The 25,590-nt window shown below is 37.5% G+C and carries 25 protein-coding genes; 7 read left to right on the top strand and 18 right to left on the bottom strand.

Going from position 1 to position 25,590, the window contains the following annotated elements; genetic code table 11:
- Nucleotides 1-21 precede the first annotated feature (21 nt).
- The 3 genes from OPU68_RS13230 to OPU68_RS13220 form a co-directional block, all read right to left on the bottom strand.
- Nucleotides 22-405 (bottom strand): DUF3037 domain-containing protein, encoded by a 384-nt coding sequence (locus tag OPU68_RS13230; protein ID WP_498474464.1) that lies wholly within the window; start codon nucleotides 403-405, stop codon nucleotides 22-24.
- Entirely contained in the window at nucleotides 383-1,171 is a 789-nt protein-coding gene (locus OPU68_RS13225) for a HipA family kinase (protein WP_498474463.1), read from the bottom strand. Before OPU68_RS13225 ends, OPU68_RS13230 begins: the two co-directional genes overlap by 23 nt.
- Nucleotides 1,172-1,283: 112 nt before the next feature.
- Nucleotides 1,284-3,248 (bottom strand): T9SS type A sorting domain-containing protein, encoded by a 1,965-nt coding sequence (locus OPU68_RS13220; RefSeq protein ID WP_498474462.1) that lies wholly within the window; start codon nucleotides 3,246-3,248, stop codon nucleotides 1,284-1,286.
- 243 nt (nucleotides 3,249-3,491) lie between these two features.
- Between OPU68_RS13220 and OPU68_RS13215 the strand changes: the two genes are divergently transcribed.
- The 3 genes from OPU68_RS13215 to OPU68_RS13205 all read left to right on the top strand — a co-directional run bounded on the left by OPU68_RS13215 (nucleotide 3,492) and on the right by OPU68_RS13205 (nucleotide 5,226).
- Entirely contained in the window at nucleotides 3,492-4,427 is a 936-nt protein-coding gene (locus OPU68_RS13215; protein ID WP_498474615.1) for an NAD(P)H-dependent flavin oxidoreductase, read from the top strand.
- 90 nt (nucleotides 4,428-4,517) lie between these two features.
- Nucleotides 4,518-4,946: a DUF4268 domain-containing protein gene (locus OPU68_RS13210; RefSeq protein ID WP_498474461.1), complete on the top strand. Its 429-nt coding sequence runs from the start codon at nucleotides 4,518-4,520 to the stop codon at nucleotides 4,944-4,946.
- 43 nt (nucleotides 4,947-4,989) lie between these two features.
- Nucleotides 4,990-5,226 (top strand): hypothetical protein, encoded by a 237-nt coding sequence (locus OPU68_RS13205; RefSeq protein ID WP_498474460.1) that lies wholly within the window; start codon nucleotides 4,990-4,992, stop codon nucleotides 5,224-5,226.
- Here OPU68_RS13205 and pnuC read toward each other — a convergent pair.
- Entirely contained in the window at nucleotides 5,212-5,874 is a 663-nt protein-coding gene (gene pnuC, locus OPU68_RS13200) for a nicotinamide riboside transporter PnuC (protein ID WP_498474459.1), read from the bottom strand. The two genes, OPU68_RS13205 and pnuC, sit on opposite strands and share 15 nt — an antisense overlap.
- A 177-nt stretch (nucleotides 5,875-6,051) precedes the next feature.
- On the opposite strand from pnuC, the gene OPU68_RS13195 reads away from it, so the two are divergent.
- The 3 genes from OPU68_RS13195 to OPU68_RS13185 all read left to right on the top strand — a co-directional run bounded on the left by OPU68_RS13195 (nucleotide 6,052) and on the right by OPU68_RS13185 (nucleotide 9,742).
- The gene (locus OPU68_RS13195; protein WP_498474458.1) at nucleotides 6,052-7,695 is read left to right on the top strand and encodes an APC family permease; all 1,644 of its coding nucleotides are present in this window, start codon (nucleotides 6,052-6,054) and stop codon (nucleotides 7,693-7,695) included.
- A 198-nt stretch (nucleotides 7,696-7,893) separates the two neighbouring features.
- Nucleotides 7,894-8,922 carry a WD40/YVTN/BNR-like repeat-containing protein gene (locus OPU68_RS13190; RefSeq protein WP_498474457.1) on the top strand — a complete coding sequence of 343 codons (1,029 nt, stop codon included), beginning with the start codon at nucleotides 7,894-7,896 and terminating at the stop codon, nucleotides 8,920-8,922.
- A gap of 166 nt (nucleotides 8,923-9,088) precedes the next feature.
- Nucleotides 9,089-9,742, top strand: coding sequence for an HAD family hydrolase (locus OPU68_RS13185; RefSeq protein WP_498474456.1), 654 nt, complete (start codon nucleotides 9,089-9,091; stop codon nucleotides 9,740-9,742).
- On the opposite strand, the gene OPU68_RS13180 is transcribed toward OPU68_RS13185, so the two are convergent.
- The 14 genes from OPU68_RS13180 to OPU68_RS13115 form a co-directional block, all read right to left on the bottom strand.
- Nucleotides 9,739-10,443: a DUF421 domain-containing protein gene (locus OPU68_RS13180; RefSeq protein WP_498474455.1), complete on the bottom strand. Its 705-nt coding sequence runs from the start codon at nucleotides 10,441-10,443 to the stop codon at nucleotides 9,739-9,741. The two genes, OPU68_RS13185 and OPU68_RS13180, sit on opposite strands and share 4 nt — an antisense overlap.
- An 86-nt stretch (nucleotides 10,444-10,529) precedes the next feature.
- Nucleotides 10,530-11,711, bottom strand: coding sequence for a hypothetical protein (locus OPU68_RS13175; RefSeq protein ID WP_498474454.1), 1,182 nt, complete (start codon nucleotides 11,709-11,711; stop codon nucleotides 10,530-10,532).
- A 23-nt stretch (nucleotides 11,712-11,734) separates the two neighbouring features.
- Nucleotides 11,735-12,571, bottom strand: coding sequence for a type 1 glutamine amidotransferase (locus OPU68_RS13170; protein WP_498474453.1), 837 nt, complete (start codon nucleotides 12,569-12,571; stop codon nucleotides 11,735-11,737).
- 102 nt (nucleotides 12,572-12,673) lie between these two features.
- Entirely contained in the window at nucleotides 12,674-13,777 is a 1,104-nt protein-coding gene (locus OPU68_RS13165) for a carboxylate-amine ligase (protein WP_498474452.1), read from the bottom strand.
- Nucleotides 13,778-13,989: 212 nt separating this feature from the next.
- Nucleotides 13,990-14,940, bottom strand: coding sequence for an ATP-grasp domain-containing protein (locus tag OPU68_RS13160; protein WP_498474451.1), 951 nt, complete (start codon nucleotides 14,938-14,940; stop codon nucleotides 13,990-13,992).
- Between the two features lie 75 nt (nucleotides 14,941-15,015).
- Nucleotides 15,016-15,729, bottom strand: coding sequence for an alpha/beta fold hydrolase (locus tag OPU68_RS13155; protein ID WP_498474450.1), 714 nt, complete (start codon nucleotides 15,727-15,729; stop codon nucleotides 15,016-15,018).
- 32 nt (nucleotides 15,730-15,761) lie between these two features.
- Nucleotides 15,762-16,040, bottom strand: coding sequence for a hypothetical protein (locus OPU68_RS13150; protein ID WP_498474449.1), 279 nt, complete (start codon nucleotides 16,038-16,040; stop codon nucleotides 15,762-15,764).
- 3 nt (nucleotides 16,041-16,043) lie between these two features.
- Nucleotides 16,044-17,249 (bottom strand): ATP-grasp domain-containing protein, encoded by a 1,206-nt coding sequence (locus tag OPU68_RS13145; RefSeq protein ID WP_498474448.1) that lies wholly within the window; start codon nucleotides 17,247-17,249, stop codon nucleotides 16,044-16,046.
- Nucleotides 17,250-17,361: 112 nt separating this feature from the next.
- Nucleotides 17,362-18,768: a M17 family metallopeptidase gene (locus OPU68_RS13140; protein WP_498474447.1), complete on the bottom strand. Its 1,407-nt coding sequence runs from the start codon at nucleotides 18,766-18,768 to the stop codon at nucleotides 17,362-17,364.
- Nucleotides 18,769-18,815: 47 nt separating this feature from the next.
- Nucleotides 18,816-19,949, bottom strand: coding sequence for an alpha/beta hydrolase (locus OPU68_RS13135; protein WP_498474446.1), 1,134 nt, complete (start codon nucleotides 19,947-19,949; stop codon nucleotides 18,816-18,818).
- A 230-nt stretch (nucleotides 19,950-20,179) separates the two neighbouring features.
- A complete protein-coding gene (locus OPU68_RS13130) occupies nucleotides 20,180-21,940 on the bottom strand; it encodes a discoidin domain-containing protein (protein WP_498474445.1) in 1,761 nt (586 codons plus the stop codon).
- A gap of 7 nt (nucleotides 21,941-21,947) precedes the next feature.
- A complete protein-coding gene (locus tag OPU68_RS13125; RefSeq protein ID WP_498474444.1) occupies nucleotides 21,948-22,460 on the bottom strand; it encodes a hypothetical protein in 513 nt (170 codons plus the stop codon).
- A gap of 67 nt (nucleotides 22,461-22,527) precedes the next feature.
- The gene (locus OPU68_RS13120) at nucleotides 22,528-23,532 is read right to left on the bottom strand and encodes a bestrophin family protein (RefSeq protein WP_498474443.1); all 1,005 of its coding nucleotides are present in this window, start codon (nucleotides 23,530-23,532) and stop codon (nucleotides 22,528-22,530) included.
- A 21-nt stretch (nucleotides 23,533-23,553) separates the two neighbouring features.
- The gene (locus OPU68_RS13115) at nucleotides 23,554-23,970 is read right to left on the bottom strand and encodes an acyl-CoA thioesterase (protein WP_498474442.1); all 417 of its coding nucleotides are present in this window, start codon (nucleotides 23,968-23,970) and stop codon (nucleotides 23,554-23,556) included.
- A 135-nt stretch (nucleotides 23,971-24,105) separates the two neighbouring features.
- On the opposite strand from OPU68_RS13115, the gene dnaA reads away from it, so the two are divergent.
- The gene (gene dnaA, locus OPU68_RS13110) at nucleotides 24,106-25,560 is read left to right on the top strand and encodes a chromosomal replication initiator protein DnaA (protein ID WP_498474441.1); all 1,455 of its coding nucleotides are present in this window, start codon (nucleotides 24,106-24,108) and stop codon (nucleotides 25,558-25,560) included.
- Nucleotides 25,561-25,590: the final 30 nt, after the last annotated feature.

Below are 25,590 nucleotides of genomic sequence, written 5' to 3'. Positions count from 1 at the left end.
TTGTGGTTAAAGGATTAATAGTTACAGCACCAGTTCCTCAAACAACCTTTCGAAAGTCTTTTCTAAGTCCATACTGGCACCGGGATGTGGACGGGAAGTCTGGATGATAGAACTCTTCACAGCCGTCAGCCACCGGAAACGCTCCGGGATTTCCAGCTGTGCAATAGAACCAGCCGACTTTTCGCCGTTGGCAATGCTGACAAAAGATTCCAGGTGTTTCTTGACGTCCTCATATTCTATTTTGGAATGGATGACCCGAAACTTCTCCTCACAAAGATGGATTTTCACCTTGATGAATTTCTCCCTTTTTGAGAACAGGATCAATCCAACGTTGAAGAATTCCTCACGCTCAGGCTTTGGCACCAGGCGGATTACCGCATACTCATATAACTTTTGCTCTTGCATTTTTGGCTTCATTTAAAAAGTTATCGGAATTATCGCGTCTCAGTATCAGGAATTGGAAATAAACATCTTTAATCTCCGTTGGAGTCAGATCTGTATCATTCCAGTGCAGCCAGTCTTCGGGGATCAGCTCTACTATTTCCCTCAGAACCTCATCCGTCAATACCGCTTTGAATTTCTCATTGGCAGCATCCAATTCCGAAGCCTGAGGCAATAGAACGTGATCTTTAATCATTACAAAAGGACTCACGGCATTCTTCTCCCAGTTGTCCCAGGAGTGGTGGAAGTAGAGTGATGCACCATTATCTATCAGCCACAATTCCTTGTGCCACATCAGCATATTCGTGTTTCGGAAAGTCCGGTCGATATTGGTGAGGAAAGCATCCAGCCAGACAATCTCGGAAGACAACTTCGGATCAATTTTCACAGCGCCGGGATCATACGTGATGGCTCCGGAAAGGTAATGCAAAGCGAGATTCAGCCCGCAGCTGGCTTTCAAAAGATCCTGAATTTCTTCATCAGCTTCGCTGCGTCCAAAGTCCACGGAAAGATTCGCAAATACCAGTTCCGGAATTCGGAATCCCAAAACCTGCGAGATTTTCCCGCCTATTAATTCCGAGATCAAAGCTTTGACGCCGTGACCTGCACCCCGGAATTTCAGTACATATTTGAAGTCATCATCTGCTTCTGCCAAAGCCGGCAGAGATCCACCTTCCCGCAAAGGCAGGATGTATCGTGTGACGGTAACTGTTCGTAAGGATAGATCCAATTTGAATTTTTTTGTAAAAATAAGATTTAGTTTTTTTAAATGACAGTCTTCCAAACAAAAAAGCAGGGATAAATTAATTATCCCTGCCTTTAAATATGGAGAAATTGTGTGATTATTTTTTTATAATTTTCACAGATTCAGATTGTTTTTCTGTATTCAATTTCAGGATATAAACCCCTGCAGGTACTTTTGTCATATCTAGAGAAGCCTTTTCAGCGTTGATGTTTACATTCATAATGACTTGTCCTGTTGTGTTGTAAAGTTCTGCATTGATGATTTTGGTATCATTGCTTATTTTAAGCTGATCTACTACAGGATTTGGATAGTAAGTGATTCTGTTTTTCGCAACATCATTCACGGCAAGCGTTACATCTGTAAATTCGTAACCTCCCAAATCCGGTGTGGTAGCACTTCTTTGATTTCCGTTGATGTCTACGGTAACTTCTGCAACAGGAGTTCCTTTGTTATCCAATAATGAATTCCCTGAAGTAGCAAGATTGAAATCTGTAGCCGACATAAATACCGGAAGAACGCTGATAGAATTCGCATTGCCGCCGAAGCCTGTCTGGATGTCTGCCAACGTAGCTCTTGCAGTACCAAGGAAGCCAAGGTTTGCTCCGGTAGAGTAGTAATCATTGTAGTTGATATTAGAAAAAACAGTGTTTGCCGCACCGGAATAGATGGTGTATTTCTCTCCGGTCTGGGTTTGGCTGTTTACAAAAATATTATTGCGAAGATCTATTGCACCGGCAGCTGTAACTGCAGCCAGAACGTTGAATGCAGAAGGTCTTCCGCCAACGTTTTGATTTGTATTCATCACAACAGTATTATAATAGAATTTATAACCTGCTCCTGAACCTACCACGATGCCGTTTCCGTTATCGTTCACACCACCTCCTAAGGAGTAGCCATAGCCAGAAACGCCGCTCACAACATTATTTGATACCAGAGTATTAGCTGTTGGGCTGGTAGATGCAATATAGATTCCCTGTGCACCATAGCCTCCTGCGTTAGTATTTTTGATGGAAGAAACTTTGTTATTGTCAACGATCATACCATTGGTAAGAGTTCCTCCTGCGTAGATACCGCAAAATAAAGCTCCTGTTCCTCCAGATGTAAAGTTGGAAATCGTATTCCCGCGAATTACCACATTGGCAGCTGCAGAAGCACCTGTATTACCAGAAGTTACAGAGATACCTGATGCTCCTCCTGCTCCCGTTCCTGAATATCCAAGATTTGTAATAGTGTTGGCAGTTATGGAAGAATTAACTGTTGCTGTTGCAAACCAGATTCCTCTTTTGATCTCTGCACTTACAGTTTCGAAATTACCAATGACATTGTTGCTTACTGTACCGCCATCTACTCCCTGCAGATATACTCCCGCCAGACGGATGGCGTCTGTACCGGATGCGCTAAGGTCGTTACCGGTAACTAATGTGTTTGCACCGTTTCCTGCTGCAGTAGCTGCCCAAATATACATTCCGATATAGGCTTTTTTAACAGCATTATTCTGAATGGTAATATTATTAAAATATCCTCCTGCTGCGGTGGCGTTACCATCTGTCATTACGAAAGCAGATGACGTATTGACTCCATTGACGATGTTCAGGTTTTTCACAGTAACGTTGGTAATTGCTGTTGCAGCTGTAGGACCTGTAAGGTTAAGAACCTGAGGAGTCGTTGTGGAAGTGTTTGTAATGGTAAGATCTTTTGTCGTACCGGAAACTGCATTACTGCCGTCAAGAGTTACATTGCTCCCCAGAATTTTGATAAGTGTTCCGGCTGCAATACTACCGGAAATAGTTGGTGTTGTAGCTGCTGCAGGTTTCAAAAGTATTGATGTATAACTTGCTGTTCCGCCACTGGCATTCAGTACTGCAGATGCAGTTTCAGTGGTGTTTGCCGTAATGATGATGTTGATAGCTCCCTGGTGTGTTCCGGCATTGATAGCATCGAAAGCTCCTTTCAGGGTTGTGTAGGTTGCAGTAGGCGTACCAGATGTAGCAGCAATATCTACTTGCGCGTGGAAATTAGCCGCTGCAATAGATGTTAATACAAAGAATAGAGTTTTTTTCATAATTGTATAGATTTTTTAATTTAAGTGTAAATGTAAAAAATATTTTGATATAAAATTGATGTATTTTTAATTTTTTAATATTATTGTTATGAATTGTGTTTTTGTTTGCGTCTAGTCATGAAAAATTGGTTGTTATTAAAGATAAAATGATGGTAATTCTTTATAAATCTTTTATATTTTTGGAAAAAATAAACAATGTCCAGTTTCATAGACTTCGGAATTGCCTCAAAACAATATCACGGAATGAACATAATCACACATCTCTTCAATATCAAATATCCAATCATCCAGGGCGGGATGATCTGGCATTCCGGATGGAAGTTGGCTTCAGCTGTTTCCAACAGCGGCGGATTGGGATTGATAGGTTCCGCAAGTATGTATCCTGATATTCTTAGAGAAAATATTCAGAAGTGTAAGGCGGCCACAGACAAACCTTTCGGCGTTAACATCGCTTTGCTTTATCCAAACATTGAAGAAATCATTAATATCATTCTGGAAGAAGGCGTCAAGATCGTTTTCACTTCAGCTGGAAATCCCAAAACTTATACAGAAATCTTGAAGAAAGAAGGCATCAAGGTTGCTCACGTGGTTGCAAGTGCGAAGTTTGCCGTCAAATGTCAGGATGCAGGCGTAGATGCTGTTGTAGCAGAAGGTTTCGAAGCCGGCGGACATAACGGTCGTGAAGAAACAACAACGCTTTGTCTCATCCCGAATGTTAGAAAGCATATCGATATTCCATTGATCGCAGCAGGTGGAATTGGTATTGGAAGTCAGATGAAAGCGGCGATGATTCTTGGTGCAGACGGCGTGCAGATTGGTTCTCGTTTCGCGGCAACCGTTGAAGCAAGTTCTCATGATAACTTCAAAAATAAAATAGTTGAACTGAAAGAAGGTGACACACAACTCACTTTAAAAGAATTAGCACCAGTTCGATTAATTAAGAATAAATTCTATCACGATCTGGAAAGCCTTTATGAATCCGGCAGAAATGTTGAAGCTCTGAAAGAAACTTTGGGTAGAGCACGTGCAAAACTCGGAATGTTCGAAGGCGATCTTATCGAAGGCGAATTAGAAATCGGACAAGTTTCGGCTTTGATTGATGAAATACTTCCAGTACAAAAAGTGTTTGAAAACTTAATTAAAGAATTCAACGAGGCAAAAGTGGAACTTACATTGTAAGAAGATAAAGGCAGAAGAGTAAATTGTAATGGGCTTCGAGAGCCTCAGCATGACAATCACTCATCATTTATCAATCATTATTTATATATTATGTTCTCCAAACAAGAAGCGCAACAACTCAAGACAGAATTCTGGATGGCTTTCGGAAAAGCTTTCCCGAGGAAATGGCTGTTGTATGATACCAAAATAAAGGATTTCTCTTTCAAGTTTTCCGCAGATAATAAAAAAGCTGAGGTTTCTCTGGATATAGAAATGAAAGACGAATTGTTCAGAAATGCCTACTTCGAGAAGTTTCAATCTTTGGAAGATTTGCTTAGGGATGAGGTCGGCGAATTCCAGATGGATGAATTTTATACTCTGGAAAACGGAAAAGTCATCAGCAGGATTTGGATGGAAAAGCATAGTGTCAGCATTTTTAACAAACAAACGTGGCCAGACGCTTTCGAGTTTTTTGTGGAAAAGATGAATGCCTTCGAAATGTTTTATTATGAATATGAGGATTTTATCAAGTCAGTTTAGACAAAATACATTATACTTTACTCAATACATCTTACATTTAACAATGAAAAAAATAACAATAAAAGCCAACGACTTCTTCGAATTACTAAAACTGAAAGGCGAATCTATGTGGGATATTTTTGCACAATTAATTGGTGATGAAGAGAAAGAAATCACTTTTGTAGATGACAAGGATGAGTATCTTTTCCATTATATTCTACCAACAACTTTAGATAAATTACATTCAGATAAAGAGCTTTTCTCCAAAGAATACGCCGATAAATTGTCAGGACTTAGCTAAACTTTTCTTCCATTCAAAATAACCGATAATCGCCATTGCGGTGAAAATAATGTATTGAATAGCGGTAATTCCTAAACCTTTATAGATCATCATCGGGATACAAATAAAATCTGCCACGATCCAGAATATCCAATTCTCGATGTTTCGTTTTGCCATAAAATACATCCCGACAAGAAACAGGGAAGTGGTGATGATATCAGTATAGTTTGCCCAATCCAGATGGTAAAGTCCCAGCCTCACGCCATTCATAGAAAAATGATTGTCGATATAGGGTTTGAAGTAATAAACCATTCCCACGAAAATCAAACTTCCAACAAAAAGAATTCCGCCAATCTGCCAGTCCTTATAACTTGCTTTTTTGATCTGCACGTGGACGTGGTCTTCTGAATGTTTTGCCCATAGAACCCAGCCGTAAACGCTCATTATTGTATAATATACATTAATTAGCATATCACCCAGCAATCCGAAAACGTACATTATGTAAATAAAAAGTACGGTAGAAATAATTCCCGTTGGATAGACCCAAATGTTCTGTTTGATCGAAAAATAAACACTTAATAATCCAAAAAAAACTGCAACCGATTCAAAAATAACAAGATAAGTCTCATAAGATTCATACTGTGCAGTGAGGGTATGTAAAAATTCCATTTTCAAAGATAATTATTAAGGTTAAAAAACGGAAGCAAAATCCATAATTAATATGGAAACCCAAAATAAATTAGTTAAAAAATGTTAAGGATCATATTTTTTTAATATTTTCGTAACTCAAAATAAACATACAGAAGAAAAGCCCTCATTCTAAGTGAGGATTAAAAAAATTAAATTATGGCAAATATTTGGATCAAGAAGCCAATGGAAGCGTACGAGGCCGACATCAAAAAGAGTCAGCTGAAGCGCGTATTGGGAAAATGGAGTTTAACTGCTATTGGAATTGGTGCCATCATTGGAGGTGGTATTTTTGTTTTAACAGGAACAGGTGCTTATTATAATGCCGGTCCTGCTTTAGCACTTTCATTCGTTGTCGCCGGGATCGCCTGCGTTTTTGCAGCACTTTGCTACGCGGAATTTGCATCAATACTTCCTGTAGAAGGTTCAGCGTACGCTTATGCATACGGAACTGTAGGTGAGATCTTCGCCTGGATTATCGGTTGGGGACTTATTTTGGAATATGCGATGGGATCTATGACGGTCGCCGTTTCCTGGTCGGGTTACTTTGGAAAATTGCTCAAGATGTTCGGCTTGCATTTACCATATTGGATGACAACGGATCCCGGAACTGCTAAAAAAGCTTTTGGAGAAGCTACTTCACAGATTGCTGCCGGAGGCTTGCCATTAGAAAAATTACAGGCGTTTCAGGAGACTATCAATAACTTCAATGCAGCACCACAAATTTTAGATTTCAAATTGTTCTTAAACCTACCTGCATTAATAATTGTTTTATTAGTCATTTCAATTCTTGTAAGAGGAACAAAAGGAGCAGCAAAAGCAAATAACTTTATTGTAATATTAAAAGTTTCAGCTATCATTTTCGTGATCGTCGCCGGTGTATTTTTTATTAATATCGAAAATTGGAAACCATTTATTCCAGCTGCTACAACTATAACAGAAAACGGAGTTTCTCATCCGGCTTATGGCTTTCAGGGTATTATTGCCGGAGCCGCGGCTATTTTCTTTGCTTATGTAGGTTTCGATGCCGTTTCCACACAGGCGGGCGAGGCAATCAATCCTAAAAAAGACGTTCCTTTTGCGATCATCACTTCATTGGTGGTTTGTACTGTTTTATACATTTTGGTATCATTGGTATTGACAGGAATGATGCATTACACAGACTTCAATCCACTTGGGAAATATCCGGATGCGATCAAAGCACCGGTTGCTTACGCCTTTGATATCGCAGGTCAGGCTTGGGCTGGTTATATCATCACGATTGCAGCAACAGTAGGTTTGATCTCCGTTCTAATGGTAATGATTATGGGGCAATCCAGGATTTTCTTAGGAATGTCAAAAGACGGTTTGATTCCTTCTACCTTTTCAAAAGTAGATGCAGAAGCAGGTGTTCCGAAAAAGAATCTTTACATTTTAGGAGCAGTTATCGCAGTGGTTGCAGCATTTACACCAATCAATGATTTGGCGCATATGACCAGCTTCGGGACATTATTTGCCTTCACTATGGTTTGTGTAGCGGTTTGGATCCTGAGAAAAAAAGAACCGAATCTTCAAAGAAACTTCAAAGTTCCAATGCTGCCGGTTGTTGCAACTCTAGGGATTTTGATCAACGTTTATTTGATTTTCAACCTTAGTCCGGAAGCTCAGAAATATTCACTGATCTGGCTGGCTTTAGGATTCGTGATTTACTTTCTTTACAGTAAGAAAAACTCCAAAATGCAGAATGGCGGATTTGGAGAGACTTTCAAAGCGGAACAAACACCTTTGGAAGAAGTAGACGTCGATATAGACAACAAACATTAAAAATATAAATTCCGCCTCGTGCGGAATTTTTTTTTGGAGCTGTTTCCCGCTATCCACTATTACTCCTCGCGCCACCGCATTTCCCAGCGCTTGCTGTGGGGTAATCGTTACTATCGGGGCTATGGGATTTCAGTCCAAAACAAATATTTACCAAATTGAAACATCCTATCTAGTCAAAGATTTTTATAAATTTATAAAATGAAAAAACTAAGTTTACTTTTCCTGTTGATTTCAACATTCTTTTATTCTCAGAAGTTCAAAATCGATACTTTATTGACCGATAAAATCAGCATCCGTGCCATCCAACTTTGGGACGGAAAAGTTTGGTATTCGGGAACAGATTCCAAGTTTGGTTTTGTGAATATGAAAGATAAAGCTGATAAAAAACAAATAACATTATTAAAGGATAAAAACCTTCAGTTCAGAACTTTGGCTCAAAATAAAAATTATTTTTATGCAATTAATATAGAAAGTCCGGCATATTTTTTTCAGATAGATAAAAAAACGCTTAAAGATGAAGTGGTATTTTATGATAACACAAGTACAGCTTTTTATGACGCTTTAAAGTTTATTGATGATTCTTTTGCGATTGCATTCAGCGACCCATCAGATAATCAGAAACTCAATATTTCACAAACCAGAAATGGAGGCGAAGGTTGGGAGCATTGTAGTAATTGTAAAAATTTTCCATTCTTAGAAAAAGGTGAAGCTGCGTTTGCTGCAAGTAATACAAATATAGCAAATGCAGGAAAATTCATTTGGATAGCAACTGGAGGTTCTAAAGCCAGAATTTACAAAACGAAGAAAGAGAAATGTGAATGGGACTGGAAAGTTTATGACACACCTTTCACTCAAGGAATCTCTTCTCAAGGCATCTATTCCATAGATTTCTACGATAAAAACTTTGGAATTGCAGTTGGCGGAGATTACACCAAGCAAGCCGATAATATCAACAATATCGCAACCACAAACGACGGCGGACGAACATGGCAGATCCAGGCTAGCGGACAAAATGCAGGCTATATGACCTGTGTGAAATTCCGTCCGAATACCAAAGGAAGAGAAATCATAGCAGTTGGCGACCAACACATCAGCTTCTCCTCAGATTATGGCAAAACCTGGACGAAAATATCAGATGAAAAGAATCTCTACGTCTGCGAATGGGCTGACAAAAACACTTTGATTTTAGCAGGAAAAGATAAAATCATAAGATTGGCTTTTCCATAATTTTTCACACATATTCTTTGATGAGTTTTACGCCTTTGCGAAACTTAAAATGTTTTCAATAAGATCAAAGAAATCTTTGCGGACTTTGCGTTCAAAACATGTCTCCTTAAATCCATAATCCCTATTTTTGCACCGAATTAATGAAACTGAAAATAGAAATTTGAAGATGAAGAACACGGTTATTTTTGATATGGACGGCGTGATTGTAGATACTGAACCGCTTCACAAAAAAGCTTACTACCAGCATTTTGGAGAATTGAATATCGATGTTGATGCGGAATTATTCTCAAAATTCACTGGAAAATCTACCCGGAATGTCTATCAAATTGTCAAAGATGTTTTCGGAATCGAAACTGCTACAGAAGAATTAATTCAAAGAAAAAGAACAATATTTTATGATCTTTTCGATACAGATCCGGCTCTCAAATTATTGGACGGCGTAGAAGCATTAATCAATAATCTACATTCTCAAAATTTCCAGTTAATCTTAGCATCTTCTGCTGCTAAAACTACGATCGACAGAGTTTTCAAACGCTTCAATTTGTTTCCGTTTTTCTCTTACCTTGTAAGTGGCGAAGATTTCCCGGAATCAAAGCCACATCCTGCCATTTTCATAGAAGCGCAAAGACTTTCCGGAAACGACAAATCCAATTGTATCGTCATCGAAGACAGCACAAACGGAATCTTAGCTGCAAAGGGCGCAGAAATATTTTGTATTGGTTACAAAAGTGCAAATAGCAAAAATCAGAATTATGAATTAGCAGATTTGGTCATTCATAATTTTGATGAGTTGGATGTTGAGAAGTTGAAAGTTATTTAAGAAATCCGTTTTTTGTTGGACGATTCTACCCATTCATCTTTGCCGCAAATTTTACATTTACTTTTATTGTGCGCCTCAAATTCTTGCGTGTAACCGCAAAATATGCAGGAATAATGTGAATTTCCAGTAAAGGTTTTAATTGCTTTATCTAAAGAATGTGGCATTATTGGCAATCCGTATTTGATATCGTTATCTTCGAAATAAAAGACACTTATTTCACCGGAAATCTCTTCAATTGCTTTTTCGATTTGACCAAGATGTGAAACACCTTTTAATCTCAGTTCTGCGAAAAATTCATCTTCGCCAAGTGCTTCTTTTTTGAAATCCTCTATACAAAAAACACCTTGATTTATAAGACAGATGGGTTTTCCTTCAACCAGTTTTTCAAATTTTTTACTTTTGCTAATGATGTAAGTGATAATACTGTAAAGACTTATGATCATTGTGAAAACCACCAAAGCAGGCATAATACCAACATCTTTGTAAAACATCGGATCGCCTGCAGCTGAACCAAGTCCGATAATAACAACCAATTCAAATACAGATAATTGTTTAACGCCTCGTTTTCCCAAAAGCCGAAGTCCGAAGATGATAATGAAGAACATAATACTTGTTCTCAATATAGTCTCCAGAAGGAAACTCCATTCTTCAGAGCCGAGTAGAATTTGTTTGAGGTCGAAGGATTCGCTTGTAAGGAACATAGTTTTTTTAGAAGCTATGTCAAAAAATACGCCAGAGAAAGTTTTAAAAATTTCAGTCTGAACTTGCTCCTATAATGAGATGTGATTTACTCCCCAAAAAACGCCATAGAACTCCCGATCCAAATCGCATCTTTCTTGTTGAAATCCACGTTGACCATCGCTGCTTTCGTCATTCTTACAAGATTTACCAATAACTCTGGATCTTCTTTTTCCGGATCCCAACCAAAAAGCAAACGGATTTCAGCTTTGGAAAATTCCCCGTTGATATCCTCAAAAAGTGGTGCGTAAGTCACTTTTCTTTGGAGAATGTAATTTTCTTTATTATCAATTTGATTAATGATTTCCTGAGTTGGATTCAAGTTAACTCCGCTTCCTGCAAACGAGAAAAGTGGTTTCAAAACAAAGTTTTCAAGAGCTTCAGTTTCAGGAAAATCGGATAGGAAATAACTTTTCGGAATAAAATCGTGTTTAAGTTTTGGAAGGATGTATTTTGAGATTTTGAAGAACCAATTCGGATGCGTGATCCATTCGACGTCAACATCTTCACGGAAATCAAACTCCGTTTTCAAACCTTCGATTTTATCGAGTTCATCAAATATCACACGGTTGTAAATACGATTGATTGGAATTAATTTTCCGTCGTTTTCGTAAAATAACTTTTTTCCCTCTTTTTTAACTTTCGTCAGACAAACCGTTTTGATTCCTAATAATTGTTCTGTTAATACAAAATCAACCGCCGTTTTTTGTTTTTCCGGATAGATTTCCAACAGAATAACATTCTCTGGATTCTCGTCTCCAACAATTACAGCTTTCAATTTTTCAACAAACTCTTCCTGCGAAAGTGATTTCTTTAATTCATTCAAAAAAGGATAAACTTCTGTAATAACTTCCTCAAACAACCTTTGAAATCCGAACAAACTCGGGAAAGCCTGCAGTTCTATCAATTGAGGAATAATATCGCCATTTTCATTTTGGCAAATTCCAAAATCGATGGCCAGAAAATGTGGTTTTTTGGTGTCATTCGGAACATTGCAATTGGCAGGAATCGCTTTGCTCAATTCTTCATCAGACATATTTTTGATCTGTGAAATAATGGATTTTGAAGCGTCGTCCAGCTTATTCCAAAAATCATGGGTAAGGAAAATTGGACTTTCAGAAAGACGAAACGCGGCTTCCTGACCGCATTTCTCTATGATTAGCTCATTTGTTTTCTGATATTTCTCCTGAGAAAATTCTTTGTTAAATTGAGTTCTGTATTTTGGGATCATAGTTTGTGTTTGGTGCTTTTTTATTAAATATAAGCTAAATTCTTGGTGATCTGTTCAGAAGCGAGTTTCAAAAATCTTGGAATGATTTGAGCCTGCGTCAGAACGATTTTGTCATCATCATTCATTCTATCAATGGTTTCCAGATATTTTTCCATTCCGAAAGTTTCGATCATTGCCGTTTTATTTTTTTCGTCTTCCAGATTTTTTACAAAACCTGTTGGGTCTGCTTCCGGGTGAAATTGCGTTCCGAAAATCTCATCAGAAAAACGAACTGCCATCAGCGCTCTTTCGAGATGAACTGTTGGACGGTACTTTTCCAAAGCCACAACCTTCATTCCCAATTCGTCTATTTTTTCCTGATTTGGTTCGATACATTGGTAACCTCTTGAATCTACGGCATAAAAAGGATCTGGAAGATTTTTGAACAGAAATTCCTTTTCGCCATCTTCAGATTTATGGATTGGCATGACGCCGAAAGAATAAGATTTTCTTTTGCAAACGTTAGCAATTCCAAAATGGATTACTGCCAATTGGAAGGAATGACAAACCAGGAAAGCATATTTTTTTTGCTCATTTTCCAGATTATGTTTCCATATCTGATCTAGGAAATCAGCATATTTATTTTCCCATTCGTAACCTTCACGGTGCGGATTTCCCGGACCTCCTGAAGATAAAAATATATCGAAATCAGCCACATTAGGCATTTCATTTTTATAACGTACGTCGAATATTTCTATTGAAACATCACTGTCAGATTGTTCCTGAAAAGCTTGAGATAATTCTTTAATATTGCGCATCCCTTGATTCGGATGGTTGTTATTCATATCCAAAAGCGCAATTCTTACATCATTTTTACTCATATTCATAAATTTTGTACAAAATTAAGAATTTTAAATTTGAGGTAATTTTGAATTACTAAGTGATCGCAAAATCATTTATCATTAGTAATTCATTATTTACAATTAAATCAATCCTTTCTCAGTTTCGTAGATCATGTAATCCACGACTTTTTTAAGATCGCCGCCACTTTCGTTGAAGACTTTCAATTGTCGGTCTGCACCAGTTCCCATTTTGCAGATTTCTCTCGCAAATTCCACTTCTTTTCTGCAACCTAACTCGTCTACAACGTCATCGATAAAAGCTAATAGTTCTTCTAAAAGATCACGATAAGGAACACTCGCTTCTTTCCCGAAGTCTATCAAATGTGCATCGATTCCGTCTTTTGAAGCGCGCCATTTATTTTCTGTTAATAATAGTCTTCTATAACTTCTGTAACTCGTATTTTGCTGATGCATTTTATAGATTTTCGCAACTAATGACTGCATAATTGCCGCCAGACAAACGGTTTCGTCAATCGTCATTGGCATATCACAAATCCTGAATTCGATGGTCGGGTAGAAGGGGTGAACTCTCAGATCCCACCAGATTTTCTTGGCGTTGTCAATTGTTCCGGTTTTTACCATCAGGTTGACGTAAGCATCAAATTCTGCAACACTACCGAAATAACTTGGCAATCCTGTCCTTGGAAATTTAGCAAAAACTTCCTGCCTGTAAGATTTGAAACCTGTCAATCTCCCCACCCAAAAAGGTGAATTGGTGGACAAAGCGTAAACGTGCGGCAAAAAGTAACGCATCACATTTTGGATTCTGATGCCTTCTTCACGGTCAGGAATTCCGATGTGGACGTGCAATCCGAAAATTAAATTGGACCTTGCAACATCGCCCATATCACTTACGATTTTATCGTAACGCGCATCTTTTGTAATGACATTATCTTTCCAGTGCGAAAATGGATGTGTTCCGCCACCAGACACGCGCAAACCCTGGTCGTGTGCGGTTTTTACAAGATGTCTTCTTAGGTCGGTGAGTTCCTTACGTGCTTGCTGGATATTTTCACAAATTCCCGTTTCCATTTCGACAACAGATTCGTGCATTTCGTGTTTTAAGTTTTCACTTAGAACGGCTTTTCCTCCTTCGATTATTTTTGAAACGTGCGAGACGAGATCCCGCGTTTCGGCGTCTATAATTTGATATTCTTCTTCTACACCTATCGTAAATCTGTGCATATTATTTGTGTTTGTTAGTTAAAGTTAGTTAGTAGTTGCTTTATTAATGATACAATTTGGGCAGCTTAATCCGCCTTCCGCTCCCAATCTTTTTTGCTCAAGATTTCCGTCTAAATAGAACTCGAGTACACGCAAAAAAGGATTTCCGCTCAAGTCGGGCTGCGACGATTCGGCGTTCCAAATTGTGTCACTAAATATTAGTTACTTAAGTTTTAAAGTTTATTGGTCACAAATTTCCCCCAATTGATATTTGCTTTTCCTGGTTTGTAATCTTTTGCTTTTTCGATGGCAAGTTTTGCAGCGTGCTCCACAATCCATTCGAAGTTTTCTTCCCCGACGGAGTTTCTGTCTGCATCAGGCGCAGGATTACAGAAATCGATTGCGTAAGGAATGCCGTCTCTCACAGCAAATTCCACCGTGTTGAAATCGTAACCTAAAGCTTCGTTCATTTTCAAAGTGTAATCTGTGATGGTTTTAAGCAATTTTTCTCTGGCAGCGCCTTCGGTTTGATGCGTGGTTGCATATCTCAAATGGTGTGGATTTCTTGGCTCGTAAGGCATAATATGAACATACTTTCGTCCTAGACAATACACACGGTAATAATCCTCAAAAACGATTTCTTCCTGAACCATCATTACCAATTGCTCTGTCTCAGCGTGTTTTGCCCACATATCTTCCGGACTTTCAACTCGGTAAACATTTCTCCAGCCTCCGCCATCGTGAGGTTTCATATAAGCTGGGAATCCAACATAATTGAAAATATATTCCCAATCGTGCGGGAATTTCAAGTTTCTGAAAGATGTTTCCGAAGTATTTGTTGGTCTTTCGTAAGAAGGAAGCAACACGGTTTTCGGCAATGGAATTCCGATTTTCAGCATCAACGCATTGTTGAAGAATTTCTCATCTGCACTCCACCAAAATGGATTGTTGATGACGTAAGTTCCGCTAACGGCAGCATTTTTCAGATAAGCTCTGTAGAACGGAACGTCTTGTGAAATCCTGTCGATAATCACAGCATAACCATAATCTGCGCCTTGTTCCAATTTATCAATTTGAACAGGTTCAGCGATATATTCGCCTTTCCCCAATTCATTAACCTTATCGATGAATGCCCACGGAAAAGTGTCTTCCATTCCGAATAAAATTCCAATTTTTTTTGCCATAATTTTTTAATTTGGTCGGAAGTCCGAAGTTGGAAGTCCGAAGTTTATATGTTATTTATTAATTTAAATTTTGTTTTATCCGAAAAATCGTCCAATGAATTTAGGAAAAACCATTCTCCAAAGTACCCAGTCGTGGTCTATCCACTTCTGTTCGTCGTACCAATGGTTGATTCCTTTTGAAGTGAGAATTCCTGCCATTCTTCTGGTTGGCTCCAGACAAATATCTCTGTCAGACGTGCTGAGAACGATGTGCATATGTTTGTATTTCCAGGCATCGTCATTTTTCACAAATTCATCCGGACAATTGAAATAAGTTAATTCATCCTGAATTCCATCCATAAAATTTCGAATCGAAAAAGCACCTGACAGACAGAAAAGATGCGAAACCAAATCCGGATATCTGAAGGCAAAATTAGCAGCGTGATAACCTCCAAAACTTGCGCCCGCAACTGCGACACGATGCGTGTTGTGCGTTCTCTGGATATAAGGAATGAACTCCTGAACCAAGAACTGAACGTATAATTCATAGTTTCTGATTCTGTCGTGAGCCGAAATGTTTTTATTGTAAAAGCTTAAGGCATCAATGGTTTCAAGATTGAAAAGCTTCAGCTTACCGTTGTCTGTGAACCACGAAATGCTTCCGTTCAAATGGAAATCTGCATTCTGGGTGTAAGAGCCCTGCGAAGTTGGAAACATAATGACAGGAGTCCCGAAATGTCCCGTGACTTCTACCTTGATGCTCTTCCCAAGGATGTGTGAGTAATAATCTGTATGTGTGATTTGAGGCATATTTGTTTTTAATTAAAATTATATTATAGAAATTAGATATATCTAATGAATTCAATCCCACCGAGATGGTCGTCTTCAAGAATATCTAATACTATTGTTTTAAATTTTGGATGTTCTAGTATAATATTATTTTTAAATTTCCATTTTGAACCTGGCTGATTTGCATTTTTGGAATCAACAAATCTGTAATAAGCTTTGCTTTCCCATTCTCCTGATTCAATTGTTTCTAAATTAGCTATTAATTTATATTCTTTAGATAAATTGGATTTTATGAAATCAATAATTTCTTTAAGATTGATATTCTTGTTCATTACTTAAGAAGTCGGTTTGTCTTTTGGAGGCAGAATGTTTAAGATTCTTTCTGTGACGATTGTTGCCGCTTCATCCAGTCTTTCCTGAACTTTCTCTTCGGTTGTTGCTTTGTAAACAATTCCGATGTGATAGTCGATTGGTAAGAATTTTTCAACATCTTCGTTTTGTAAGTCAGTAGTATCAGAATGTTTTTCTTTGGCCAAGGAGACAATTAATCCTGCAAATAATTTCTGAGTTTCCTCAACCGAATATTTTTCTCCGTCTAATAAGGCATTTTCAAGTTTTGCCCATTCTCTCCAGATGTTAACCCCAGTCGCAGCCTCCACCATATCAGGAATATGTGCACCACCAACTCGAGATGAAGTTTCCAGAAAGTAATATTGTCCGTCGATTCCTCTGATATATTCACTGTGTGTTGCTCCGTTTTGAATTCCGAATTTGTCAAGAACTTCTTTATTGATTTTCTCCAAACCAATTGCTTCCGCTGAATTTTTAGATAAAGTTTTGGTTCGGAAAACGCCGCCTTCGTGAGACACTTTCATTGGTGGAGAAAGGTATTTTGAAAAACAGGAAAACACGATTTCTTTATTATAAACCAAACAATCCACGTGATAAACATCGCCGGGTTTGAAAGATTCCAAAAGGAATTTATATCGTTCGTCGCCCAGATTTTCCACTGCTGGCCAAAGTTCTTCTGCTGAGTTTATTTTTTTGATTCCGCTGGCTGAAGCTTCGGAACGTGGTTTCAAAACCCAAGGACCGGGAACATCCTGTGTGAATTTGTGAAGTTTTGCATCATTGAAAATCGATGAAAATTCTGGAACCGAAATTCCGTTGTCTTTTGCCTGCTGGCGCATTGCCAGTTTATCACGGAAATAACGGTGAGTTGTCTGTCCCATTCCCGGAATACGGTAAGTTTCCCTAATCATTGCTGCTTTTTCCACATCAAAATCGTCCAACGCAATCACGGCATCTATCTGATGGTTTTTCATCAAATAAGCAAAACCCTGCACAAGATGGTCGAGATTCCAGACGGAAGGTTCCAGCTCGGGCATATAATAAACTTCGTCTATGGCGTGCCAAGGCCAAGGTTTTTCTTTGAGATTTTCGGAGGTGATGAGTATGACTTTGTTTCCAAGTTTTTTACATTCGTCCATAAAGTCGTAGCCTTTGTAATAACAGGAGATGCAGACAATCGTTTTTTCCATATTCATTAATTTTTGGCGGAAGTCAGATGTCGGAAGACCGAGGTCTGATATTCTTATTTTTTAGTTTTTAATTTTTATTCAAAATCGAAAGGCTATAAGCTAAGTTGTTTTGCTAATTATAATTCTCAATAAAATCCAATAACAATTGAACGCCGTAACCAGTCGCAGCTTTGTCTTTCGCGTAGCCAACATTTCCAAATGCTACACCAGCAATGTCAAGATGTGCCCAGTTTTGATGACCTTCAATAAACTGTTCCAAAAACTTTGCCGCGACAATACAATCACCAAAAGGCTTCATCGAAATGTTCTTAAAATCAGCAACATCCGAAGTGAAGTCGTCTTTCCAAACATCCCAAAGTGGCAGATTCCAAATTCTCTGATTCGTTTTATCTGCTGACTTTTCTAATGATTTTTTCAAATCGTCATTGTTGGAAAAATAAGCGCCACAAGTGTAGCCAAACATTCTTACTGAACTTCCTGTTAGCGTTGCCAAATCAATCAAAACATCGGTTTTGTAATTTTTTGATAAATAAGAAAGTCCGTCTGCAAGCGTCATTCTGCCTTCCGCATCAGTGTCAAGAACTTCAATTGTTTTTCCGTTGTAAGCCTTTATCACATCACTTGGCAAATATGCTTTTTCTGAAACTGCATTGTCCGTAATCGGAAGAATCGCAATGATATTCACCGGAAGTTTAAGTTCCGAAGCTGTAATCAAAGCGCCAATCACCGCACTTGCGCCGCCCATATCGCTTTTCATATAATGAAGGTTGGCAGAAGGTTTTATGGAAATTCCGCCTGTGTCAAATAATACGCATTTTCCTACCAAACCAACTGTTTTTGAATTTTCTTTACCAGATTTATATTCCAAAATTGTGAAAGCTGCTTCCTGCGAACTTCCCTGATTGACTGCTACAAATGCTCCTAAACCTTTTTTTATAGATTCTTCACGATTCAGAACTTTATAATTCAAATCGTATTTTTTTGCTGTTGATTTGAGGAATTCTGAGATTTGGTCCACTCTTTTATGGTTCGCAGGTTTGTTTAGCCATTCCATTCCGGCAAATTGTCCGTTACAAAGTGATTCGGTTTTTAAGGCTAAATTTTTCGCTTTATCTTCCGAAATACTTTCAAAATGAAGTTCAAAGTTCTCATCCCAAAATGGATGTGATTTTTCAAAAGGGTAGAGGTAAGTTCCTAAATATAAACCTTTCACAAATTCCTCAATTAAATCAAATCCTAATTTTGAATGAACCGAAGTTGGAACTGACTGTAGATTTTTCTTGTAATCATTTGAGAATTTATTCGCTACAGCTTGGATTTCAAAACCCTTTGAATCTTTTCCGATTCCAATGAAAAAGTTGATTTTTTCAGAATAGGTTTTGATGAAAACTTCGCTCTTTTTTCCGTTGAAGAAGTGTTCAGTATTTGGGTAATTTGATTTTTCCTGTTCCCAATCGTCTTCGCTGAACAAGAATATATTTTGTGTTGTTGTTTCTTTTTTGTTGTAGATTTTAATCATAAATATTTTCAAATTTTCGGCTAAAGCCAAATCCAATTTTTTAATTATTAATTGACGCTATTGATGTCACTTTCCAACTCATTTTTGGCTTTCACAGGACTTTCCAGACTATCGATGTAAAGCCACTCTACAGCTCTTGGAAATTCCTGCGACCAATAAAATTCCTGATGTGTTCCCTGTTCATTAATATTGGTTTTTACTTCGAAATCAAATGATTTCTGAGCATTCAATCTCTTCAGAGATTTTTCAAAAAGCCTGATTCTGCCAACCATTCTGGAGCCTTCCTGTCTTCCGCCATACAGATAAACCTTGATTTTGTAAGGATTGCTGAAGCTGATCATCGGAAAATCGTTTTCCGGTTCTACCCAAAGCGACGGCGAAAAAATCAACAGTTTAGAATAGACTTCGGGATACAAAAATCCTCCATAAATGCTAATCAATCCACCTAGAGAACTTCCGCCAATTCCCGTATTTTCACGGTCTTTTTTGGTTCTGTAATTTTGATCGACCCAAGGTTTTAAAGTATCTGTGATGAATCTCAGATATTTTTTACCTTCCGCATTTTCCGTCACGGCGTCGTTGTCAAAAATATATTCCTTTATGCGGTCATCATTTCCGTGTTCAATAGCAATGACGATTAATTCACCTCGTCCATACTCTGCGAGAAGCGCCAGTTTTTTATCAATTTCCCAATTTCCGTACGCTGATCCTTCATTGAAAAGATTTTGCGCATCCTGAAGATAAAGAACCGGATAGTTTTTTTCAGATTTGTAATAATCAAAAGGTAAAAGCGCCCAAACTTTTCTAGTTTTATCGAGCTGAGGAATATAAAATTCTTCATTTATCAATTCTACCGTTGGGAAAAATTCCTTTTTGAATGGTCCCCAGTTTAGTCGCCATTTTTCTACATTGATCTGAACTTTTTTCGATTCTTTATTTATTTTTCTGTTCGGGGTGATGCAGTCAAATTTGTCGATTTCTACATTTTCCCAGCCGCCTTTTGTGAATTTGAATTCTACTACCTCATCATTCAGCCATTCATCCGGAATATTGATATAATAATTGCTTTCGTCCAATTTTTCCAGTTCTAATTTTGGATCTCTTGGATTCCATTTGTTGAAATTTCCGGTGATAAAAATTGCTCGGTCATCATTGTCTTCTGACTTCAGAAAAAACTCCATTCTTATTTAATTCTCTTATTGAATTATAAATTTATAAAATTATTTCTATTAATCGAATAATGTTGAGTTTTTTTCTTTAAAAAAAGAAGTTTATTATTGAATATTAATCTAAAATTAAAAATCATTGAATTAATGGAAATTAGGTATTTCGAAATAATATTAATAAAAATAAAAAAGCTTTCGAAGAATGACTCCGAAAGCTTGAATTTTTGTTGAAAAAACTTATAATTTTATTCCGATTTTATAACCTCGGTTCTCTCGGAAATTCCGTTTGCATTAAAAGCTTCAATCTGAAAATAGTAGGCATCTGTTCTGTCAGCGCCTGTAAAAAAATATTCATTTTTACCGTAAACCATAATGCTTCCGTACAATTTATCCGGCGATTTCCCCCAATAAATAACGTAACCATCAGCCTCTGAATTCTGCTGCCATTTGAACCAGATGCTTCTTCTTTCTCCATATTTTTTGGCATCAGCTCGTAGTGGGACAAAACCTTGAACTTTTTCGGGTTTGCTTCCTGCGCCTTTTCCAAAAACTCGGAATCCGCTTAAAGCAAATTTTCCGGTCGGCATTTTCAGATTTTCCATTTTCAGGAATCTTGCTTTTGCAGGCGTTTCCAGTTCTACATAATCGTGCGGAACATCTTTTTGATTTTTAGATTTGTCAACGATCACTTTCCAGTTTTTGCCGTCGTTTGAACCATAGATTTTGTACTGATGCATTTTGCCGAGCGTTTTTCCCATAAACTCAACATCCTGATCTGCATAGTTGATTTGGATTGCATTGATTGTTGAAACTTCGCCTAGATCTGTCTGAAACCATTCCCCGGAATTCCCTGTTTTTGCAGACCAGTAGGTTTTAATATCTTCATCAACTGCAAGATTTGGTTGGTAACCACCTAAAGTTGACGAAACCTGAACCGGTTTATTATAATTAAGTAACATCCAATTGGTAAATAATCCTTTCGAGAAATCTTTTCCTTGAGCATATTGCGGAAGTAAAGTCGGATAATCGCCATAAGCTGTGTTGGTGTACATTACATCATCTTTATCAAATCCTGTCGGCCAAATTCCCAATCGTCTTTCAAAATTATTTTTTGTCGAAATGAAAATTGTTGAAACGTGCCACCAATTCCCGAAATTATCTTCAAACGTTGCGCCGTGACCGGCACCTCTTGCAAAACCGCCGGGTTTATAAGAAAACGGATTGTGCTGCTGATATTCAAAGCCTTCCAATGGATTTTTCGAAACATAAACACCATCTGAATAACCACTGAATTCAGTTGCCGGCGCACCGTACTGAAGGTAATATTTGTCTTTGTACTTTGTCATCCAGGCACCCTCCACAAATGGCTGAAGGAAAACATTATCATTATATTCTCCGAATCTTTCCCAGCCGTGATCTTCCGGTTTTAATCTGATAACGGGTTTTACAAAACCTTCGGATTGCAGAGTTTTGGTTTTAACTTCGGTTCCCAAAAGTGGCCATTCATTGCTGGATCCCCAATAGAGATAGAGTTTGTTTTTGTCCTCGTCATAATGAAATGCGGGATCCCAAGCACCAACTTTCAAAGTGTCAGCCGCAATTTTCCACTCATCTTTTGTTGGGTTTGTGCTTTTCCAAATCGGGAAATCCTGTTCCCAAGTGGAACCAAAAACATACAAAGTATCTTTCATTGCCCAAACTGCAGGAGCGTTCAGATCGTGTGTGTATTTGTTGTCTCTTAAAAACTTTCTGTGAACAAATTTCCAGTCCAGCATATTATCACTGTACCAATAACCTTCCTGATTGGTGGAAAATAGAAATAACTTTTTTTGGAAATTTACAATTACCGGATCGGCAGTTGCACGGTGTTTTCCTTGTTTTGAAAATACCTCGAAAGGTGTGTAGCCATAATCGATATTGATAGGGTTACAATAGGTTTTTTGCTGTGCAGAAATCCAGGCTAAAGAAAATGCCAAGGCAAGCGTAAATATTGTTTTTAATTTCATTTGAATTTTATTTTTTACTGTAATGTTCTAGTGTATTATTGACGAATCTGAAAGTATCCTGTTTGATTTTCATACCTTCTTCCGGATCTCTGTAGAAAAACAGAATATTGTCTTTGTCATCTACTGTGAGTTTTCTGCCTGCAGATTTTGCGTCATAGAATTTGTCCAATTTGTAGATGACATATTTCCCGTTTTTCAAAGTAATGATAATTGGAAAATATTGAGAAGGTGCAATATTGGTCCGGTTAAAATTATTGATGACATTGGCAATATAATCTTCTTCACCATCTTGATTGAAATCTCCCTGATCTATCGTCATGACATCATTTTTTGACAGGAAATCTTCAAATTGAATGTCCTCCACTCCGTCTGGCCTGTAATATTTCATTTCATCATTCACATTCAGCTTGTTGGTAAAGCTATTTTTGCTGATAATGCTTTGAAGGGTTTTAAGATCCATATCACTTCTGATACAGGAAATCAGGCAGAGTGTAAGTAATAAATATGATAAGATTTTCATCAAGAAAAAGATTTATCCCAAGTTATGTAAAAATGCTGAAACTTGGTTTTTTTGAATCAATAAAATTTTACATCAAAATTCCGTTTGTTGGCTGGATGGCTTGTGGCAGATCTGTCTCGTTCAGCATATCTCTCATATCAATCTCAATCGTTCGGCTGATTTGGGTGATCGGAACGTCATTGGCGCAGCCTTCAAAAGGATTTTCACAACTTTCTCCGATCTGTTCCAGAACCAAAAATACCCAACCCAACAGCATACTGAAAGGAATCGTGAACCAAATATAAATACTATCCAGTTTCGCAAATTCATTCAGAAAACCCAGTGGCAACAGAACACAAAAAAGATTGGTGAAGTACGTATTGATTGTGGAAAACTGCCTTGGATAAGGAAAATTTTTGATTCTCTCGCATTTGCCCTGCTGATCGTAAAATTCTTTCAATTGATTTTCCAAGGCTGTATAGTTAAAATCATTGATTGATCCTGCTTCGTGAATCTTTCTCAAAGTATCAGACTGTAAAGCGATGATTTGCGTTGCCCGGTTTTTCTTTTCGAGGAGGAATTTTACTTCATTTTCATTGATGTAATTTTTTAGTTCTTCACCAAGGTCGGATTCCCATTCCGCAACTTTGTAAAACTTGAGATAGCGTCTGTTGTAAGGTCGCGTTTTCACATTTTCCCAAGCTTTAGTTTCTCTTAATTGAAATCTTAAAGCTGTAAGCCATGCAAAATGGCGATAAAATAATTCTTTGTGCAATGCTTTTTCCTGATCAGAATTTTCCTTTCTGATGAAATCTTTGACCATAATCCCGAAACTTCGACTGTTGTTTATAATTGCACCATAGATTTGTCTGGCTTCCCAAAGTCTGCCGTAAGTCTGCGTATTTCGGAATCCTGAGATAAAAGCAGTTGCAGTGCCCAGAAGTGCAATCGGAACCCATGGGATTGCCAGCCACTTCCAGCCAAGAAAGTAGAATAAAAGTGTTGGAATTGTGCTGATGATCAGCATTTTTATGATTTTTTCTCTTGTCCATAATATGAAATGAGAAACTTTGTAGCGATGTGATGCGTTCATTTATGTTTTTTTAATTAAATTTTAAATTTCAATGTTCCATTTTTTTTGTATCAATTCCATAAGATAATCCGGACATTTTACGATTTTATTGGTTTCGGAGTCAAGGAAAAATAGAGTAGTGGATGCTTCTGTGATTTTGATATTTTCTTCGTTATAAATTTCATAATCAAACTCGATTCTGATTCCCGGAATTTTTTTGACATACGTTCTTATTTCCAAAAGCTGATCATAAAGTGCTGGTTTCAAATACTTAATTTTATATTCTGAAACAGGAAGGAAAATTCCTCTCTTTTCAATTTGATCATAAGACATCCCGAGGCTGCGGAAAAGTTCAACCCTTGCTACCTCAAAGTATTCTGCGTAGTTGCCATAATAGACGTATTTCATAGGGTCTGTTTCGCCGTAACGTACTCGTATTGAGGTTTTTGTGTGTATCATTTGAAGTGCTTGATAATTCATACAAATATATTTTTTAATAATCAATAGAGAAAAAATTTTTTTATGAAAATTAATAATTAGATATTTGTTGTCTTCTTAAAAACTAAAAATCCCACCGGAAATAGCAGCAGAAAAATGAATGAAAATTTAGGATTAATCTGGGATAGATGTCTCCAATTTATGAGGGACAATCTAAACGCAGCGGAGGATAATACAGACCTCAAAAAGTTAGAAAACTCTTTCGACTTGTTATTTGATAAGGTTCAGCCAATTTCTTTGGTGAACAATAATCTCACGTTGCTTGTTCCCAGTGATTTTTACAAAGAATATATCGAGGACAATTATCTGTCTTTACTGTCTGCTGCACTTAAGAAAAATATCGGTAAAGGAGTGAAATTGTGGTATTCTGTGATGGAGAACAAACCATCGGGGAAAGAAAAACCAATTACAATGAACGTAAAAGGAATTTCTACACAACAGCCGAAGATACAGGAAGCAAGACCGGTACTAAGAGAAAATAATGTCAACGCATTTGCTGTTCCGGGCATCAAAAAAATCAATATTGATTCTAACCTTAAAGCGGATCAGTCTTTTGATAATTTCATAGAAGGAGAAAGTAATAAGTTCGCATCAACCGTTGCGAGATCGATTGCAAAGCGACCAGGTTCTACAGCCTTCAATCCATTATTTGTTTATGGAGGATATGGAGTAGGAAAAACGCATTTGGCTCAGGCTATTGGTTTGGAAGTAAAATCTGCTTACCCGGAAAAAGTGGTCTTGTATCAATCTTCTGAGAAGTTCATTCAGGATTTTGTGAAAGCGGCCAAATCTCAGAACAAAACAGATTTTCAGCATTATTATCAGATGATTGATGTTTTGATCATTGATGATATTCAGTTCCTCTCCGGTAAAGCGGCAACTCAGGATAGTTTCTTTCATATTTTTGATTATTTGCATCAGAATGGGAAACAAATTATTTTGACTTCTGATAAAGCACCTGCTGATATTTTGGATACTCAGGAAAGAATTATTTCCCGTTTCAAATGGGGACTTTCTGCTGAGATCAAATCTCCTAACTTTGAAACCAGAAGAAAAATCATCGTTGATAAATTAAGCCGTGACGGAATCGAATTAACCGATGATATGTTGGATTATTTGGCTTCTGAGGTGAAGACAAACGGTGTGAGAGAGCTGATCGGCGTTGTAAATGCGGTAATAGCTTACTCAACAGTTTACAAATCTGATTTCAGTTTAGACTTACTAAAAGATACTATCAATAAATTAGCGACAACTCAAAAGAAAACCATCAATATTCCTTACATCCAAGAGGTTGTTTGCGATTATTTTGGAATCCAGAGAGAACAATTGTTGTCTAAGACCAGAAAAAGAGAAATCGCACTGCCAAGACAGTTGGCAATGTATTTCGCAAAAGAATATACCAATGCAACTTTTACAAAAATCGGTGAAGAAATGGGCGGAAAAGACCACTCCACGGTGATGTATGCTTGTGACACCATTCGTGATGTTTCGAAAATCGATAAAGAACTTAAAAAATACATCAAGGATCTGAAAGAAAAGATCGCTCAATAAAATATAAAATGTCTGAAATTATTTCAGACA

The sequence above is a fragment of the Chryseobacterium sp. TB1-D10 genome (genome assembly GCF_059803555.1).
This window is presented reverse-complemented; position numbering and strand designations above follow the sequence as displayed.